Source organism: Mesorhizobium sp. M1078, assembly GCF_040318615.1.
In the GTDB taxonomy this organism is placed as follows: Bacteria; Pseudomonadota; Alphaproteobacteria; order Rhizobiales; family Rhizobiaceae; genus Mesorhizobium.
Genome location: NZ_JAMYMP010000009.1, coordinates 79,835 through 95,512 on the forward strand (window position 1 = coordinate 79,835; position 15,678 = coordinate 95,512).

Genomic DNA, 15,678 nt, shown 5'->3' on the forward strand with positions numbered 1-15,678 from the left:
GCAGGCGCGCCACCCGTGTCCAGCAATCGTTCCAACATGAAACTTTAAGCTTGAAATATTTTATCTCCGGCGCGATACTTGATATGCAGCAAGCGAAGAGGAGATCGCACGGATGAAGGTTGCGGTTCTCGGTGGCGGACCAGCCGGCCTCTACTTTGCCATTTCAATGAAGCTGCGGGACGCCGCCCACGAGGTCACGGTGTTTGAGCGCAACCGCGCCGACGATACGTTCGGCTGGGGCGTCGTGCTGTCGGCCGAAACACTCGACAACCTTGCCAAAAACGACCCGGTCAGCGCTGTATGGATCAAGAAGCATTTCGCCTATTGGGACGACATCGCCGTCATCCATGACGGCGTGCGCACGGTCTCGTCGGGCCACGGTTTCTGTGGCATCGGCCGCAAGCGGCTTCTGATTCTGCTGCAGCGACGCGCGCGCGAACTTGGCGTGAGGCTGATGTTCGAGAGCGATATCGCCGACCCTCAGCACTATATGGAGACGCATGATCTGGTCGTCGCCGCCGATGGGCTGAACTCAAGGGCGCGCAACACCTTCGTCGAAGTCTTCAAGCCCGACATCGACACCCGCAAATGCAAATTCGTCTGGCTCGGCACCAACCAGAAATTCGACGACGCCTTCACCTTCATCTTCGAGAAGACCGATCATGGCTGGGTGTGGGCGCACGCCTATCAATTCGACAGCGAGACAGCGACCTTCATTGTCGAGTGCAGCGAACAGACCTGGGCTGCCTTCGGCTTCGGCGCCATGTCGCAGCAGGAATCCATCGCCGTCTGCGAGCGCATCTTTGAGAAACATCTCGGCGGCCACGCGCTGATGACCAATGCCAATCACATCAGAGGTTCGGCCTGGATCAATTTCCCGCGCGTGCTGTGCGAACGCTGGTCCTACAAGAACCTGGCTCTGATGGGCGACGCGGCGGCCTCGGCACATTTCTCGATCGGCTCCGGGACCAAGCTCGCATTGGAAAGCGCGGTGGCGCTGGCCGAATATGTCAAAACCGAACCGGACCTCGACGCCGCCTTCCGCAAGTATGAGGATGCGCGCCGCACCGAGGTGCTGAAGCTGCAGTCGGCGGCGCGCAATTCGCTGGAGTGGTTCGAGGAGGTCGAGCGCTATCTCGGCCTCGATCCGGTGCAGTTCAATTATTCGCTGCTGACCCGCTCGCAACGCATCAGCCACGAGAATTTGCGGCTGCGCGATGCCAAATGGCTTGAAAGCGCCGAGCAATGGTTCCAGCGCCAGGCGGGGGCAGGCGGCAACAGGCAACGCCGGGCACCGATGTTCGCGCCGTTCAAACTGCGCGACATGCAGCTCAACAACCGCATCGTCGTTTCGCCGATGGCGCAGTACAAGGCCGTCGATGGCTGCCCGACCGACTGGCATTTCGCCCACTATGCCGAGCGTGCCAAGGGCGGCGCCGGGCTTGTCTATATCGAGATGACCTGCGTCAGCCCGGAAGGACGCATCACGCCCGGTTGTCCCGGCTTCTATGCGTCCGAACATGAGGTGGCGTGGAAGCGGCTGGTCGATTTCGTCCACACCGAGACCGAGGCTAAAATCTGCGCCCAGATCGGGCATTCCGGGGCCAAGGGCTCGACCCGTGTCGGCTGGGAGGGCACCGACGTGCCGCTCTCCTCGGGCAATTGGCCGGTCATGGCGGCCTCGGCGATTGCATGGTCGCCTGAGAATCAGGTGCCGAAAGCCATGGACCGCGCCGACATGGACGAGGTGCGTGACCAGTTCGTCGCGTCCACCGAGATGGCAGATCGCTGCGGTTTCGACATGCTCGAGATCCATGCCGCGCATGGCTATTTGCTGTCGTCCTTCATCACGCCGGTCACCAACCAGCGCACGGATGAGTATGGCGGTTCGCTGGAAAATCGCATGCGCTATCCCCTGGAAATCTTCCATGCGGTGCGCGCCGCCTGGCCGCCGCGAAAGCCGATTTCGGTGCGCATTTCGGCCAATGATTGGGTCGGCATCGAAGGTGTGACGCCGGCCGATGCGGTGGAGATCGCGCGGATGCTGCACGAAGCCGGCGTCGACATATGCGACGTCTCGGCAGGCCAGACCTCGATTGCCGCCAAGCCTGTCTATGGCCGAATGTTCCAGACGCCGTTCTCGGACCGGATCCGCAACGAGGTCGGCATGGCGACGATGGCGGTCGGCAACATCTACGAGCCGGATCATGTCAATTCGATCCTGATGGCCGGCCGCGCCGACCTGGTGGCCCTGGCACGGCCGCATCTCGCCGATCCCTACTGGACGCTGCATGCGGCCGTGACGCTCGGTGATCGTGGTGTCAAATGGCCGGATCCCTATCTGCCCGGACGCGACCAGATCTACCGGCTGGCCGAGCGCGATGCGGCGGCGGGGCTGAAAGTATGACGACGGCCTTGGCGATTTCAGGCAAACATGCGCTGGTCACTGGCGGCGGCTCCGGCGTCGGCCGGGCCATCGCGCTCGTGCTGGCCGAGGCCGGCATAGAGGTGACCATATGCGGGAGGCGCGACGCCGAGCTTGCCAAGTTGGCCGGCGAGAACGACCGCATCCACGCCATGTCAGCCGATGTCACCGACGAGGCGGCGATGATTTCGCTCTACGCGCAAGCGGAAGCCGTGCGCGGCCCGTTCGACATCGTCGTCGCCAATGCCGGCATGGCCGGCAGCACGCCGGCGCACAAGACCTCGCTTGCCGACTGGCAGCGCACGCTCGACGTCAATCTGACCGGCGCCTTCCTGACGGTGAAGCCGGCGCTGGCCGGCATGGCCGCACGCAAGGCGGGCCGGATCGTCTTCGTCGCCTCGACCGCAGGGCTGAAAGGCTACGCCTATGTCGCACCCTATGTGGCGGCCAAGCACGGCGTCGTCGGGCTGATGCGGGCGCTGGCCGCCGAGACGGCGAAATCCGGCGTGACCGTCAACGCCGTTTGCCCGGGCTTCGTAGAGACCGGCATGCTGGAGGAGTCCATTCAGCGCGTCGTCGAAAAGACCGGCCGCTCAGTCGAGCAGGCGCGGGCGAGCCTTGCCTCGACCAACCCGCAAGGCCGTTTCATCCAGCCGCAGGAAGTTGCCGCGGCGGTGCTCTGGCTGTGCGGCGATGCGGCTGCGTCGATTACCGGACAAGCAATTTCGATCTCAGGAGGCGAAACATGGTAGCCGGCCCATTGCCCGCGCCGTCGGGACCCGGCAAGGACCGGCTGCGTCTCTGGATCAGGCTGCTGCGCGCCTCGCGCACGATCGAAGCGGAGCTGCGCGAGCGCCTGAAGAAGGAATTCGATACGACGCTGCCGCGTTTCGACGTCATGGCCGCCCTCTACCGCGCGCCGGAAGGCATGCTGATGAGCGATCTGTCGCGCTTCCTGCTGGTATCCAACGGCAATGTCACCGGCATCGTCGACCGGCTGGTTTCGGAAGGGGTGGTCGCGCGCGCGCGCCGCAATGGCGATCGCCGCACATCCATGGTGCGACTGACCGACGAGGGTTCCAAATCTTTTGCCGCAATGGCCGCGGCGCATGAGGGTTGGATCGGAGAATTGCTGGCCAAGGTCAGCGAGGAGGATGCGCGCCGGCTGACCGGCATGCTGACCTCGTTCCGCAGCAACTGGGAGGGACGCGAATGAGTTCGATGGCCGGCCTCAAGCCGAAGCACTTCCTTTGGGAAGTCGAAGGCAGGATCGCCAAGGTGCGGCTCGACCGGCCGGAGCGCAAGAATCCGCTGACCTTCGACAGCTATGCGGAACTGCGCGACACGTTCCGCGATCTCGTCTATGCCGACGACGTCGACGCCGTGGTGTTCCTGCCCAATGGCGGCAATTTCTGCTCGGGCGGCGATGTCCACGACATTATCGGCCCATTGGTCAAGATGGACATGAAGGAATTGCTCGCCTTCACCCGCATGACCGGCGATTTCGTCAAGGCGATGCTCAACTGCGGCAAGCCGATCATCGCGGCGGTCAACGGTGTCGCGGTCGGCGCCGGCGCCATCATCGCCATGAGCGCCGACATCCGCATCGCCACGCCGGAGGCCAAGACCGCTTTCCTGTTCACTCGCGTCGGGCTTGCCGGTTGCGATATGGGCGCGTGCGCGATCCTGCCGCGCATCATCGGCCAGGGCCGTGCCGCCGAATTGCTCTACACCGGCCGCACGATGACGGCAGCGGAAGGCGAGCGCTGGGGCTTCTACAACAGGCTTGTCGATGCCGCAGTGCTCGAGGCCGACGCGCTCGAGATGGCGGCGCGCATCGTCTCGGGCCCGACCTTCGCGCACGGCATCACCAAGACACAGCTCAACCAGGAGTGGTCGATGGGCCTCGACCAGGCGATCGAAGCAGAAGCGCAGGCGCAGGCGATCTGCATGCAGACGCGTGACTTCGAGCGCGCCTACAAGGCCTTCGTGGCCAAGGAAAAACCGGTGTTCGAGGGGAATTGATGGCAGACAGGAGTTTCCTCCGCTGGCCGTTCTTTGAAGATCGCCACCGCGAACTGGCCGAAAGGCTGGAAGCATGGTGCGCGATAAACCTTCCCGTCGATCACCACGACGTCGATGCCGCCTGCCGCGAGCTGGTGGCGAAACTTGGCCGCGACGGCTGGCTGAAGCCGACGGCGCTCGATACCGACAATCCGGGACCGCTCGATGTCCGCACCTTGTGCATCACGCGCGAGACGCTGGCGCGCCATGACGGGTTGGCCGACTTCGCCTTCGCCATGCAGGGGCTCGGCACCGGCGCGCTCAGCCTGTTCGGCACACCCGACCAGCAGCAATGGCTGGCAAAGACCAGGGCCGGCAAGACGATTTCCGCCTTCGCGCTGTCGGAGCCACGCTCCGGGTCGGATGTCGCCAACACCGAAATGACCGCGATCCGCAATGACGACTTCTATATCCTCACCGGCGAGAAGACCTGGATTTCCAATGGCGGCATCGCCGATATCTACGTCGTCTTTGCCCGCACCGGCGAGGCGCCGGGCGCCAAGGGACTTTCCGCCTTTCTCGTACCCACCGACACCAAGGGGCTTGGCATCGCCGAGCGCCTTGAAGTGATCGCGCCGCATCCGCTGGCGCGGCTTTCCTTCGATCAGGTGCGGGTGCCGGCTTCGGCGCTGATCGGCAAACCGGGAGACGGCTTCCGCATCGCCATGTCGGTGCTTGACGTGTTCCGCTCGACGGTAGGCGCGGCGGCACTCGGCTTTGCCCGCCGGGCGCTGGACGAAAGCATCAGCAGGGTGGCCGAGCGCAAACTTTTCGGCGCTCCGATGGCAGAGCTGCAGATGGTGCAAGGCCATATCGCCGACATGGCGCTGGACATCGATGCCGCAGCGCTGCTGGTCTACCGCGCTGCCTGGACCAAGGACATGGGCGCGGCTCGTGTCACCCGCGAGGCGGCGATGGCCAAGCTGTTCGCCACCGACAAGGCGCAAGAGGTGATCGACAAGGCTGTGCAGCTGCATGGGGGGGACGGCGTCCGCAAGGGCCATATCGTCGAGAGCCTCTATCGCGAGATCCGCGCGCTACGCATCTACGAGGGCGCATCCGATGTGCAGAAGGTGGTGATCGCACGGCAGGTGATGGGCGCGGCCTGACAGCGACGTATTTGATTTTGAGATTTGGTTTTAAGAATACCGGGGAGGCTTGAAAATGCACCAGATCCTGCAGCCGGAGGGCTGGGCGAAACCGGTCGGCTACGCCAACGGCATTGCCGCGCGCGGCAGGCTCGTCTTCGTGGGCGGACAGGTCGGCTGGAACGGGCAGTGCCAGTTCGAGACCGACGATTTCGCCGGCCAGGTGCGGCAGACGCTGCAAAACATCGTCGCCGTGCTGGCGGAAGCCGGCGCGGAGCCACGGCACATCACCGCGATGACCTGGTATTTCACCGACAAGGCCGAATATCTCGGCAATCTCAAGGGTATAGGCGAGGCCTATCGCGAGGTGATCGGCCGGCATTTCCCAGCGATGGCCGCCATGCAGGTGGTGGCGCTGGTGGAAGATCGCGCCAAGATCGAGATTCAGGCAACCGCCGTCATTCCGGATTAACGAATTCGCTATTCCCGGATTGATCAGCAGCGCAGCCCCGCCCGCTTCAGCAGCGGCAATACGTGGTCGCAGAAATAGGGCAGTTCCTGGGTGTAGTTGACGAACGACAGCGCGATGCCCTGGTAGCCATGCCCGGCTATTGCCGCCATCTCGGCGGCAATCGTTTCCGGCGTTCCAACCAGCGGGTAGGTGCCGGCGCCGCCGGCGAAACGCTGCCGGTAGCGGTCATAGGCATGCGGGTCATGCGACTGCGAGAACTCCTTCTTGCCTGCCATATGAGCATCGACCGCATCGTGGTCGACCAGATCGACGGCATAGCGCGTGTAGTAGGCCTGCGCCTCTTCCATGGTTGGACGGCAGACGACATGCGCCACCGTGTAGACGCCGACGTTGCGGCCAACCTTGTCGGCCCGCTCGCTGATGTCGGCGACATGCTTGCCGGCATCGCTCATTTCCGAAAAGGTCGTGAACAGATAATCGCATCGGGCGGCGGCGAAATCCCGGCCCGGGCCACCGAAAGCAGCGTTCATGGTCACCGGGCGTGGAACCTGCAGGCTCGCCGGCCGGCTCACCGCCTCCTTGAGGCGATAGTATGTGCCTTCATAGTCCAGAGGCTGGTCCGAGGCGTAGAGCTTTTCCAGGATTTCGATCCATTCGGCGGCCTGGTCGTAGCCCTTCTCGACCAAAGGCGTGCCGAACATGCCGAATTCCTTCGGGTTCCAGCCGCAGACGATGTTCAAGCCGGCGCGGCCCTGGCTGATATGGTCGACAGTTGCCAGCGCCTTGGCGGCATAGAGCGGATGCACCAGCGGCACATGCACGGTCATGAACAGGCCGATCTGCTCGGTGGCCACCGCCAGAGCTGCTGCCCAGGTGAAGGTCTCGAACGACCATTCGCGCACCTTGTTGCGGCCGCCAAAGCCACGCCAGCGCGCGATCGGAAGCATAAATTCCAGCCCGGCGCGGTCGGCGATCTGCGCCGCCGTCAGATTGTCCTGCCAGCTTGCCGTCCAGCGTTCCGGCACATCGGTGATGGCTAGACCGCCATCGGCATTGGTCGAAAAGACGCCGAGCTTCAGTTTGTTCGAGCCGTGCAGGGGATGCGTTTTGATCATCATGGGAACTCGTGGCGGGAGACCGACACGCTAGGCCCGCGCAAAAATATTTCAAGCCTGAAATAGCTTCGCCTCGCCGCCGATTGCGGATATGAATTTGGAGGGGAAAAGGGGATGGATATGAGCGCGTTCCGTCAGAAGTGCATCGGCAAGACCAATCTCGTCGGCTCCTTCGCCGCTATTCCCCATCCCGTCGCCGTCGAAGTGATGGCGCTCACCGGCCTCGACTTCGTCTGCATCGACTGGGAACATGCCCAGATCGCGCGCGACACGATCGAAACCATGGTGCGCGCGGCCGACGTGCATCGCGTGCCGGCCATGGTGCGTGTTCCCGGTCATGCGCCGGAAGCTATCCAGGCGGCGCTCGACAGCGGCGCACAAGGCGTGCTCGTGCCGCGCGTCTCGACCGCTGCTCAGGCCGAGGCGGCGGTGAAAGCCTCGCGTTATCCGCCGCTGGGCGAGCGCGGCGTCGGGCCTGGCCGCGCGGCCGGCTATGGCTATCGCATTCCCGAATATCTGGCCGCGGCCAATGACAGGGTGGTCGTCGCGGTCCAGGTCGAGACATCGGAGGGGCTGGCCAACATCGAGGCGATCGCGGCCATAGACGGCATCGATGTGGGCTTCGTCGGCCCCGGCGATCTCTCCGTGTCGATCGATGCGATCGGGCCGAAAGGCGTGGACAAGCTCAATGAGGCGATCACAAGGATCATCCGCGCGACCGTCGCGCATGGCAGGACATCGGGTATATTTTGCGCCAGCCCACAGACGATCAGCCAGTGGGCCGCTATCGGCGCGAGCTTCTTCGTGCTGGCCAGCGATACGATGTTTCTTGGCGCCGGCGCTGCGGCCAACTGCACCGCTGCGCGCGCCGAGCTGGGGTGAGACGGGCGGGATCGGGCAAAAACTTTTTAAGCTTAAAACTTTTTCCTTGAAAAGCGCAGCACATTGGATAGCATCCAAACTCGATGGCGACTGTCGTGCCGGTGGGGCTTGCCGGGCAGTCCGTCGCGGTGCTCCGGGTGGGAGGGGTTTCAGTCCTTGTCGTTCATACTGCCCCAGTCATCGTCCAGCGCGCGTTATGCTTTCGACGGCGTACGTGCCCAGATCCGTGACCTGCACACCGAAAACATTGCCAACCTTGCCGTGCGCGCCCGAGAACTGGGCGACGTGATCGCGCTCTGGTACGGCGAAGGCGACATGGTGACGCCGGCCTTCATCCGCGATGCCGCGAAGGCCGCCTTCGATGAAGGCCAGACGTTCTACGTCCCCAACATGCGTGGCCATGGGCCACTGAACGAAGCCCTGGCCGAGTATCAGACGCGCATCCACGGCCGGTCGATCCCGATTGCGCGCACCACCGTCACGCCCGGCGGCATGCAGGCGCTGTACCTGGCGCTGGAACTGCTGGTCGATACCGGCAGCAACGTCGTCTATGTCGCGCCGCAATGGCCCAACATCCACAACGCCATCCATCTGATCGGCGGCGAGCCACGGCCGTTTTCGCTCGACTTCAAGGGCGACTGGCATCTCGATCTCGACCGGCTGTTCGCCACTTGCGATGCGCGTACCCGCGCGATCTTCCTGTCGACGCCGTCCAACCCGACCGGCTGGACCGCGTCGCGCGATGAGATGCAGGCGCTGCTCGACTTCAGCCGGCGCACCGGCATCTGGATCATCTCCGACGAGGTCTATGGCCGGCTCTATTTCGAGGGCAATGTTGCGCCTTCCATCCTGCAGATCGCCGAGGATGGCGACCGGGTGCTGTCGGTCAACAGTTTTTCGAAAGCGTGGGCGATGACCGGCTGGCGCATCGGCTGGCTGACGCATCCGTCGGGGGTAGCCGACCAGCTTGGCGCCATGACGCAGTATATCAACAGCGGCACCGCCGCGCCGATCCAGGCCGGCGCTGTCGCCGCCATTCGCCAAGGTGAGCCGCTGGTCGAGGAGATCAGGCAGCGGATCAAAACCGGCCTCGACCTTGCCTATGACAGGCTGGCCCAGATTCCCGGCATCATCCTGCCGACGAAACCGCGCGGAGGCATGTATGCCTTCTTTGCCATGGACGGCGAAAGCGACGCCCGGCAGGCCTGCGCCAGGATACTGGAGACGGCGCGCGTCGGGCTGGCTCCCGGCCACCTCTTTGGAAATTCGGCAGCGGCCTTCCTGCGGATGTGCGTGTGCCGTGAACGCGACCAGATAGCGACCGCGCTCGAGCGCATGGTCGCCGCCATGAATTGACGCCCCGCTGGGAGGTGGGACGGCAACAAACCGTGCGGGAGCAAACCCGCCCGATCACAACCAGAGGGAACACAAAATGAGCTTCACTCGTCGCAACCTGCTTCTTCTCGCCGCCACCATCGGCATCGCTGCCGGCCCGGCCACCGCCTTTGCCGCCGATGTGCTCAATGTCGGCGCCTACCCGACCAATCCGCCCTTCGAATACAAGAACGAGAGCGGCACGTTCGAGGGCTTTGAAGTCGACATCGTCAACGAAGCGGCCAAGCGTGCCGGCATGACCACCGACATTGCCGACCTCGGCTTCCAGGCGCTGTTCGCGGCTGTCAGTTCCAACCGCATCGATGTCGCGATCTCCTCGATCACCATCACGCCGGAGCGACTGAAAACGCTGTCCTTCACCCAGCCCTATTATGACTCCGACATGGGCATTGCGACGAAGACCGATAGCGCTGTTAACACCGAGGCCGACCTCAAGGGCAAGATCGTCGGCGTGCTTTCAGGCTCGACCGGCGAGACCTGGGTCAAGGCGCATCAGGAGGCTGACGGCTACAGCGACGTGAAGGGCTATGACACGCAGCAGAACCTGCTGCTCGACCTCAGCGCGGGCCGCGTGGACGCCGCCGTCAGCGATATTCCGGGCATGGAATACTCCTTCACCAAGATGAAGGACCTCAAGGTCAAGCAGCGCATCAAGACCGGCGAACAGTACGGCCTGATGATGAGCAAGGACCATCCGCTGCTCGGCAAGCTGAACGACGCGCTGACCGCGATGAAGAAGGACGGAACGCTGGCCGCGATCCACAAGAAGTGGTTCGGCAGCGACGCGCCAGCCGATTCCTCGACGGTCAAGGAAATGCCGCTGCCCAAGGCCTGACCGGCAATGCACTTAAATCGTGCCGGCTCCCGGGCCGGCACGATTCATTTCACGCTCCGGCGCCTGCTGCCGCACGGATAGCCTCATGGGAGGCAAGGTCGATTGGTTTTAACTTGAGCATCCTTTGCTCTGGGGTTCGGGAACGCTCCCATGTCGCTGATCGACACCTTCTTCAATCCTGACGTGATCATGTCCAGCCTGCCGGCGCTGTTGCGTGGCTTCCTGAACACGCTGCTGCTCGGCATTTTGAGTATCGGCATCGGCATTCCCATCGGCCTGGGGATCAGCCTGTTGCGGCTCTATGCGCCGAAGCCGCTGCGCTGGCTGGCAGTCGGCTACACCGACATCTTCCGCGCCCTGCCGGTGCTGGTGGTGCTGATCCTGATCTATTATGCGCTGCCCTTCCTCGGCATCCGTCTGTCGTCCTGGGCCTCCGCCGTGACGGCGTTCGCCATCATCATGTCGGCCTATTCAGCAGAAGTGTTCCGCTCCGGCATTGAGAGCATTCCGAAAGGCCAATTCGAGGCAGCACAGGCGCTCGGCCTGCCTTTCCTTTTGACCTTGCGCAAGGTGGTGCTGCCGCAGGCGATCCGCGTCGTCATCCCGCCGATGACCAGCAATTGCGTCTCGATGTTCAAGGACACGTCGCTCGCTTCCACCGTTGCGCTGCCTGAACTGTTGAAGGAAGCGACCAACGCGCAGTCGCTCTATGCCAATCCCTCGCCGCTGATCGGCGCCGCTTTGGTCTATCTCATCTTCCTCTGGCCGATGGTCCGCCTCGTCAGCCTGCTCGAAGACCGCTTCAAGACCGAGAAGACGCGCTGACCTCATCAACCGTGCCGCTTCCCAAGCCATTCGCAGGAGATACAGTTGAGCAATTCCCAAGCCGCCGGCGGCTTTCCGGTCGACACCATCCGCGCCATGTTTCCGGCCTTGCAGCGCGCCGGTGATTTCATCTTCATGGACAACGCCGCCGGCGCGCAGATCCCGCAGAGCGTGCTCGACGCGGTGACCAATCACCTGGTCTCGCACAATGTGCAGCGTGGTGGTCGCTATGGGCGCTCGGTCACGGTGGACCAATCGGTTGCGGATGCTCGGACGAGCGTGGCCTTGCTGATCAACGCCTACAGTCCGTCGGAAATCTGCTTCGGCATGAACGCCACCTCGTTCATTCGCCTGGTCAGCCTCGGCATCGGCCAGATGCTGGCCAAGGACACAGAGCGCGACGAGATCGTCATCACCGATATGGACCACGACGCCAACATCGCCACGTGGCTGGCGCTGGAGCCCGCCGGAGCCAAGTTCAAATGGTGGCGCATGCGCGAGGACGGCAACCTGCATGTCGACGACCTCAAGCCGCTGGTTTCCGATCGCACCCGTCTCGTCGCCTGCACGGTGACCGCGCATTCGATCGGCTCGATCGTCGACGTCGCTTCGGTGGCCGCGATCGCGCATGCGGCCGGCGCCGAAGTGTTCCTTGACTGCGTGCATTACGGACCGCACGGGCTGATCGACGTGCAGGCCTGGGACTGTGATTATCTCGTCTGCTCCGGCTACAAGAATTTCTCGCCGCATATGGGCTTTCTGTGGGGCCGCTTCGAAACGCTGAAGCGGCTGCCGACCTTCCGCGAGGATTTCATCCCCGACGAGCCGCCTTACAAGGTCGAGGCAGGCACCTTCATCTACGAGAACGTCTCGGGCATGGATGCCGCAGTGCAGTACCTGGAACTGATCGGCCGCAATCTGGCGCCCTCCAACAACCGCTCGCGGCGCGACAACATCGTTGCCGGCATGGGCGCCATCCGCGATTACGAAGTGCTCCTGGCGCGTGAGATGCTCGCCGTGCTCAAGGGATGCAATGCCACGATCTACGGCGTCGCCGAGGAAGCCCGCATCAACGAACGCGTGCCGACATTCTGCTTCAACATCGGCAAGCTGTCGCCGCAGCGGATCGTCGAGGAAATGGCTGACATGCAGATCGGCATCCGCGACGGCCATATGTATGCGCCCCGGCTGATGAAGCGTCTCAACCTGTCGATGGACAGCGGCGCCATCCGCGCCTCGCTGGTCCATTACAACACGGTCGACGAGGTCAGGCGTTTCGGCGAGGCACTGCGCGCCGTCATCGCAAGGCTGTCGTAGCTGGTCCTTAAACCTCTCCGGCGCGGAACATCGGCCCGCCCTTGTGGGCCGGGAAGCCATAGCCGTTGATCATCACCAGATCGATGTCGGAGGCACGCGCCGCGATGCCTTCGGCAAGCAAGGCCTTGCCCTCTTCGGCCATTGCCGCCAGCAAGCGCGTGACGATCTCATCGGGCGAAAAGCGGCGCGGCACGATGTCCTTGGCCGCCCGAACGGCCTCGATCAGCGCGGCCACTTGCGGGTCGCTCCTGCGCTCGCCGTCGGAATAATCGTACCAGCCGCGCCCGGTCTTGCGGCCGAAGCGGCCGGCCTCGCACAGCCGGTCGGCGATCTCGACATAACGTGCTTGCGGATCGCGCATCGCCGCCTGTCGCTTGCGCCGCGCCCAGGCTATCTCCAGCCCAGCCATGTCGTTGACCGCGAAGATCCCCATCGGGAAGCCCCAGGCCTCCAGCGCGGCATCCACCTCTTCCGGTGCTGCGCCATCCTCCACCATGAACTCCGCCTCGCGGCGGTAGGCCGAATAGAGGCGGTTGCCGATGAAACCCTCGGTAACGCCGCACACGACAGGCAGCTTGCCGAGCTTCCTGACGAACGCGACAGCCGAGGCGAGCACATCGGGCGCCGTCGCCGCGCAATCCACCACTTCGGTGAGCCGCATGACGTTGGCCGGGGAGAAAAAATGCAGGCCGACGATCCGTTCGGGCCGGGCGGTTGCAGAGGCGATCTCGTCGGGGTTGAGGTAGCTGGTGTTGGTCGCAAGGATGGCGTCCGGGCGGACGATACGTTCGAGCTTCCGGAAGAGTTCGGTTTTTACCGCGAGATCGTCGAACACTGCCTCGATGACCAGATCGGCCTGCACCAGCCTGCCGGCGTCGCTGGCCGCTTCAAACCGGCTCAGCGCCTCCCTGCGCGCATGATCGGTGAGACGGCCGGATTGGACCGACTTGTCGAGAAGCCCGGCGATACGCTCGTATCCTTTTGCCGCGGCGTCGTCGTTCTGCTCGATGCCGATTACGCGATAGCCGGCATTCAAGGCCGAGACCGCGATGCCTGCACCCATCAGGCCGGTTCCGACGATACCGACGGTCTCGACCTTGCGAGGCGTGACACCCTCCAGCCTGTCGACTTTGCTGGCTTGCCTCTCGGCAAAGAAGACGTGGCGCAACGCTGCCGCTTCGCGAGAATCCCGGAGGCGCAGGAAGGTCGCGCGTTCGTCCGCAAGACCGTCCTCAAGTTTGGCCGTGGACGCGGCCTGGACCAGTCTCACGGCTTCTGCAGGCGCGATCTGTCCACGGCTGCGGGAAAGCACCTTTCTTGGGGCTGCCGCTTCGGCTTCGGGTTGCGAGCGTGGGACGGAAAGCGCGCCCGTGCGCCGCAACGGTTGGCCAACGAGACGGCGGGCGACATCGAGCGCGCCTTCGGGAAGATCGTCTGCAATGGCATCGATCAGACCGAGAGTGAGCGCTTCGTCGGCTTTCGCGGGCCGACCCGTGCCGATCAGGTCGATTGCGGCGACCGTGCCGATGAGGCGGGGCAGGCGTTGGGTTCCGCCGGCCCCAGGCACTAACCCGAGCTTGACCTCGGGCAGGCCGAAGCTGGCCGCCTTGCTGGCCACCCGGTAGTGGCAGGCCAGCGCAATCTCGCAGCCGCCGCCGAGCGCCGCGCCGCCAACTGCCGCGACGACCGGTTTCGCGAAGCTCTCGATCGCTTCGATCACTTCAGGCAGTGTGGGCTCGATAGCGGGCTTGCCGAATTCCTTGATATCGGCGCCACCGATGAAGGTGCGCCCAATGGCGGTCAGCACCACGGCAGACACTTCATCCAACGCCGCACGCCCAAGCGCAGCCATCAGTCCGGCCCTGACATGGAAGGACAGCGCGTTGACCGGCGGATTTTCGATCGTGACGACGAGAACGCCATCGACGATCTTGCCTGTGACACTCTCGGAAAATCGTGCTGTGTTCATGGAGTTTTATCCCGGAACGACGGCAAATCTTCCTCCTCCTTCTGCTCTCCGCCAAATGCCGGTGTCCCGGCTCGGACGGATGAAGCGCCATGGGGTTCTTCAAATAATTTCAAGCTTAAAATAATTAGAATTCAAAAAACTTCAAGCCTACCGGAGTCGACTGCAAAAGGCGTCGCTACCACGACGGTGATCGGTCAGACTTGACGGTTGCACTGCGGTGCCGGGTCAAGGCGAGTTTGTGGAAACCTTCGGCAGCAGGGCTTTGAAATAGTCGATCGTCTGTTGCAGCCCGGCTTCCAAAGTCACCGTCGGCTCCCAGCCGACAAGCCTTTTGGCAAGGGTGATATCGGGCTGGCGGTGCCGCGGATCGTCTTGCGGAAGATCGCGGTAAATTATATCCGAACCTGATCCGGTCATCTGCGTCGTCAGTTCGGCCAAGCGCCTGATCGTTACTTCCCTTGGATTGCCGATGTTTACTGGACCGGTCACCTCCGGCCCCGTATCCATGAGGCGCAGCATGCCGCTCACCAGGTCGTCGACGTAGCAAAACGACCTTGTCTGTGAGCCGTCGCCGAAAATGGTTATCGGTTCACCACGAAGCGCCTGCACGATGAAATTTGAGACAACCCTGCCGTCTGCCGGGTGCATGCGCGGCCCGAACGTATTGAAAATCCGCGCGACCTTGACCCACAAGCCATGTTGTCGGTGATAGTCGAAGAACAGCGTTTCGGCGCAGCGTTTGCCTTCATCGTAGCATGAGCGCGGCCCGATCGGGTTTACATTGCCCCAGTAACTCTCGGGCTGCGGATGCACAGACGCGTCACCATAGACCTCACTGGTGGAGGCCTGAAAGACTTTGCATTTCAGCCGCTTTGCCAGTCCAAGAACATTGATGGCGCCGTGCACGGCGGTCTTGATCGTCTGAACCGGGTCGTACTGGTAGTGAACAGGCGAGGCCGGACACGCCAGGTTGTAAATCTCATCGACTTCGACGAAGAGCGGAAAGGTCACGTCATGGCGCATGAATTCGAAGCGGGGATGCTTGGCCAAATGGTCGATATTGCGCTTTGATCCGGTGAAAAGGTTGTCGACACACAAGATTTCGTCGCCTCGTTCCAACAGGCGGTCAATAAGATGCGAGCCGATAAACCCTGCGCCCCCGGTAACGAGAATGCGTCTGCGGCTGTCATAGAGTCTGGCCAATTTCTGCTCCCAGGCAAATGCTGATCGACCAGATATCGGTCGCCACACGCAGGATACGACGTGTCCGCAGCCAATGCACAAGGACCAA

At 63.1% G+C, this 15,678-nt stretch carries 14 protein-coding genes; 11 read left to right on the plus strand and 3 right to left on the minus strand.

The window, feature by feature from the left end; genetic code table 11:
- Nucleotides 1–112 precede the first annotated feature (112 nt).
- Genes NKH38_RS14615 through NKH38_RS14640 form a run of 6 tightly spaced genes read left to right on the plus strand, consistent with a single transcriptional unit; the run spans nt 113 to nt 6,049 of the window.
- Nucleotides 113–2,407 carry a bifunctional salicylyl-CoA 5-hydroxylase/oxidoreductase gene (locus NKH38_RS14615; protein ID WP_352763093.1) on the plus strand — a complete coding sequence of 765 codons (2,295 nt, stop codon included), beginning with the start codon at nt 113–115 and terminating at the stop codon, nt 2,405–2,407.
- Nucleotides 2,404–3,177: an SDR family NAD(P)-dependent oxidoreductase gene (locus tag NKH38_RS14620; RefSeq protein WP_352763092.1), complete on the plus strand. Its 774-nt coding sequence runs from the start codon at nt 2,404–2,406 to the stop codon at nt 3,175–3,177. Before NKH38_RS14615 ends, NKH38_RS14620 begins: the two co-directional genes overlap by 4 nt.
- Nucleotides 3,171–3,641, plus strand: coding sequence for a MarR family winged helix-turn-helix transcriptional regulator (locus tag NKH38_RS14625; RefSeq protein ID WP_023667803.1), 471 nt, complete (start codon nt 3,171–3,173; stop codon nt 3,639–3,641). The genes NKH38_RS14620 and NKH38_RS14625 overlap by 7 nt, the downstream gene beginning before the upstream one ends.
- On the plus strand, nt 3,638–4,450 hold the full coding sequence (locus NKH38_RS14630; RefSeq protein WP_352763090.1) for an enoyl-CoA hydratase family protein: 813 nt from the start codon (nt 3,638–3,640) through the stop codon (nt 4,448–4,450). Before NKH38_RS14625 ends, NKH38_RS14630 begins: the two co-directional genes overlap by 4 nt.
- Complete coding sequence (locus NKH38_RS14635) at nt 4,450–5,598, plus strand: acyl-CoA dehydrogenase family protein (RefSeq protein ID WP_352763088.1); 1,149 nt, start codon at nt 4,450–4,452, stop codon at nt 5,596–5,598. Before NKH38_RS14630 ends, NKH38_RS14635 begins: the two co-directional genes overlap by 1 nt.
- A gap of 55 nt (nt 5,599–5,653) precedes the next feature.
- Nucleotides 5,654–6,049 (plus strand): RidA family protein, encoded by a 396-nt coding sequence (locus tag NKH38_RS14640; protein WP_023753961.1) that lies wholly within the window; start codon nt 5,654–5,656, stop codon nt 6,047–6,049.
- A 23-nt stretch (nt 6,050–6,072) separates the two neighbouring features.
- Here NKH38_RS14640 and NKH38_RS14645 read toward each other — a convergent pair whose 3' ends face one another.
- Nucleotides 6,073–7,164: an LLM class flavin-dependent oxidoreductase gene (locus NKH38_RS14645; RefSeq protein ID WP_352446560.1), complete on the minus strand. Its 1,092-nt coding sequence runs from the start codon at nt 7,162–7,164 to the stop codon at nt 6,073–6,075.
- 120 nt (nt 7,165–7,284) lie between these two features.
- Between NKH38_RS14645 and NKH38_RS14650 the strand changes: the two genes are divergently transcribed.
- The 5 genes from NKH38_RS14650 (at nt 7,285) to NKH38_RS14670 (ending at nt 12,418) form a co-directional block, all read left to right on the plus strand.
- Entirely contained in the window at nt 7,285–8,046 is a 762-nt protein-coding gene (locus NKH38_RS14650; RefSeq protein ID WP_352763085.1) for an HpcH/HpaI aldolase family protein, read from the plus strand.
- A 156-nt stretch (nt 8,047–8,202) separates the two neighbouring features.
- Nucleotides 8,203–9,402, plus strand: a complete 1,200-nt coding sequence (locus NKH38_RS14655; RefSeq protein ID WP_352741414.1) for a pyridoxal phosphate-dependent aminotransferase — start codon at nt 8,203–8,205, stop codon at nt 9,400–9,402.
- A 76-nt stretch (nt 9,403–9,478) separates the two neighbouring features.
- Nucleotides 9,479–10,276 carry an ABC transporter substrate-binding protein gene (locus NKH38_RS14660; protein ID WP_023682726.1) on the plus strand — a complete coding sequence of 266 codons (798 nt, stop codon included), beginning with the start codon at nt 9,479–9,481 and terminating at the stop codon, nt 10,274–10,276.
- Between the two features lie 150 nt (nt 10,277–10,426).
- On the plus strand, nt 10,427–11,101 hold the full coding sequence (locus NKH38_RS14665; protein ID WP_023667812.1) for an amino acid ABC transporter permease: 675 nt from the start codon (nt 10,427–10,429) through the stop codon (nt 11,099–11,101).
- 45 nt (nt 11,102–11,146) lie between these two features.
- On the plus strand, nt 11,147–12,418 hold the full coding sequence (locus tag NKH38_RS14670) for a cysteine desulfurase-like protein (RefSeq protein WP_023682725.1): 1,272 nt from the start codon (nt 11,147–11,149) through the stop codon (nt 12,416–12,418).
- A 7-nt stretch (nt 12,419–12,425) separates the two neighbouring features.
- Here the strand turns inward: NKH38_RS14670 and NKH38_RS14675 are convergent, their stop codons facing one another.
- Nucleotides 12,426–14,387: a 3-hydroxyacyl-CoA dehydrogenase NAD-binding domain-containing protein gene (locus NKH38_RS14675; RefSeq protein WP_352763082.1), complete on the minus strand. Its 1,962-nt coding sequence runs from the start codon at nt 14,385–14,387 to the stop codon at nt 12,426–12,428.
- Between the two features lie 225 nt (nt 14,388–14,612).
- Nucleotides 14,613–15,590: a UDP-glucuronic acid decarboxylase family protein gene (locus tag NKH38_RS14680; protein ID WP_023729167.1), complete on the minus strand. Its 978-nt coding sequence runs from the start codon at nt 15,588–15,590 to the stop codon at nt 14,613–14,615.
- Between the last annotated feature and the right edge of the window lie 88 nt (nt 15,591–15,678).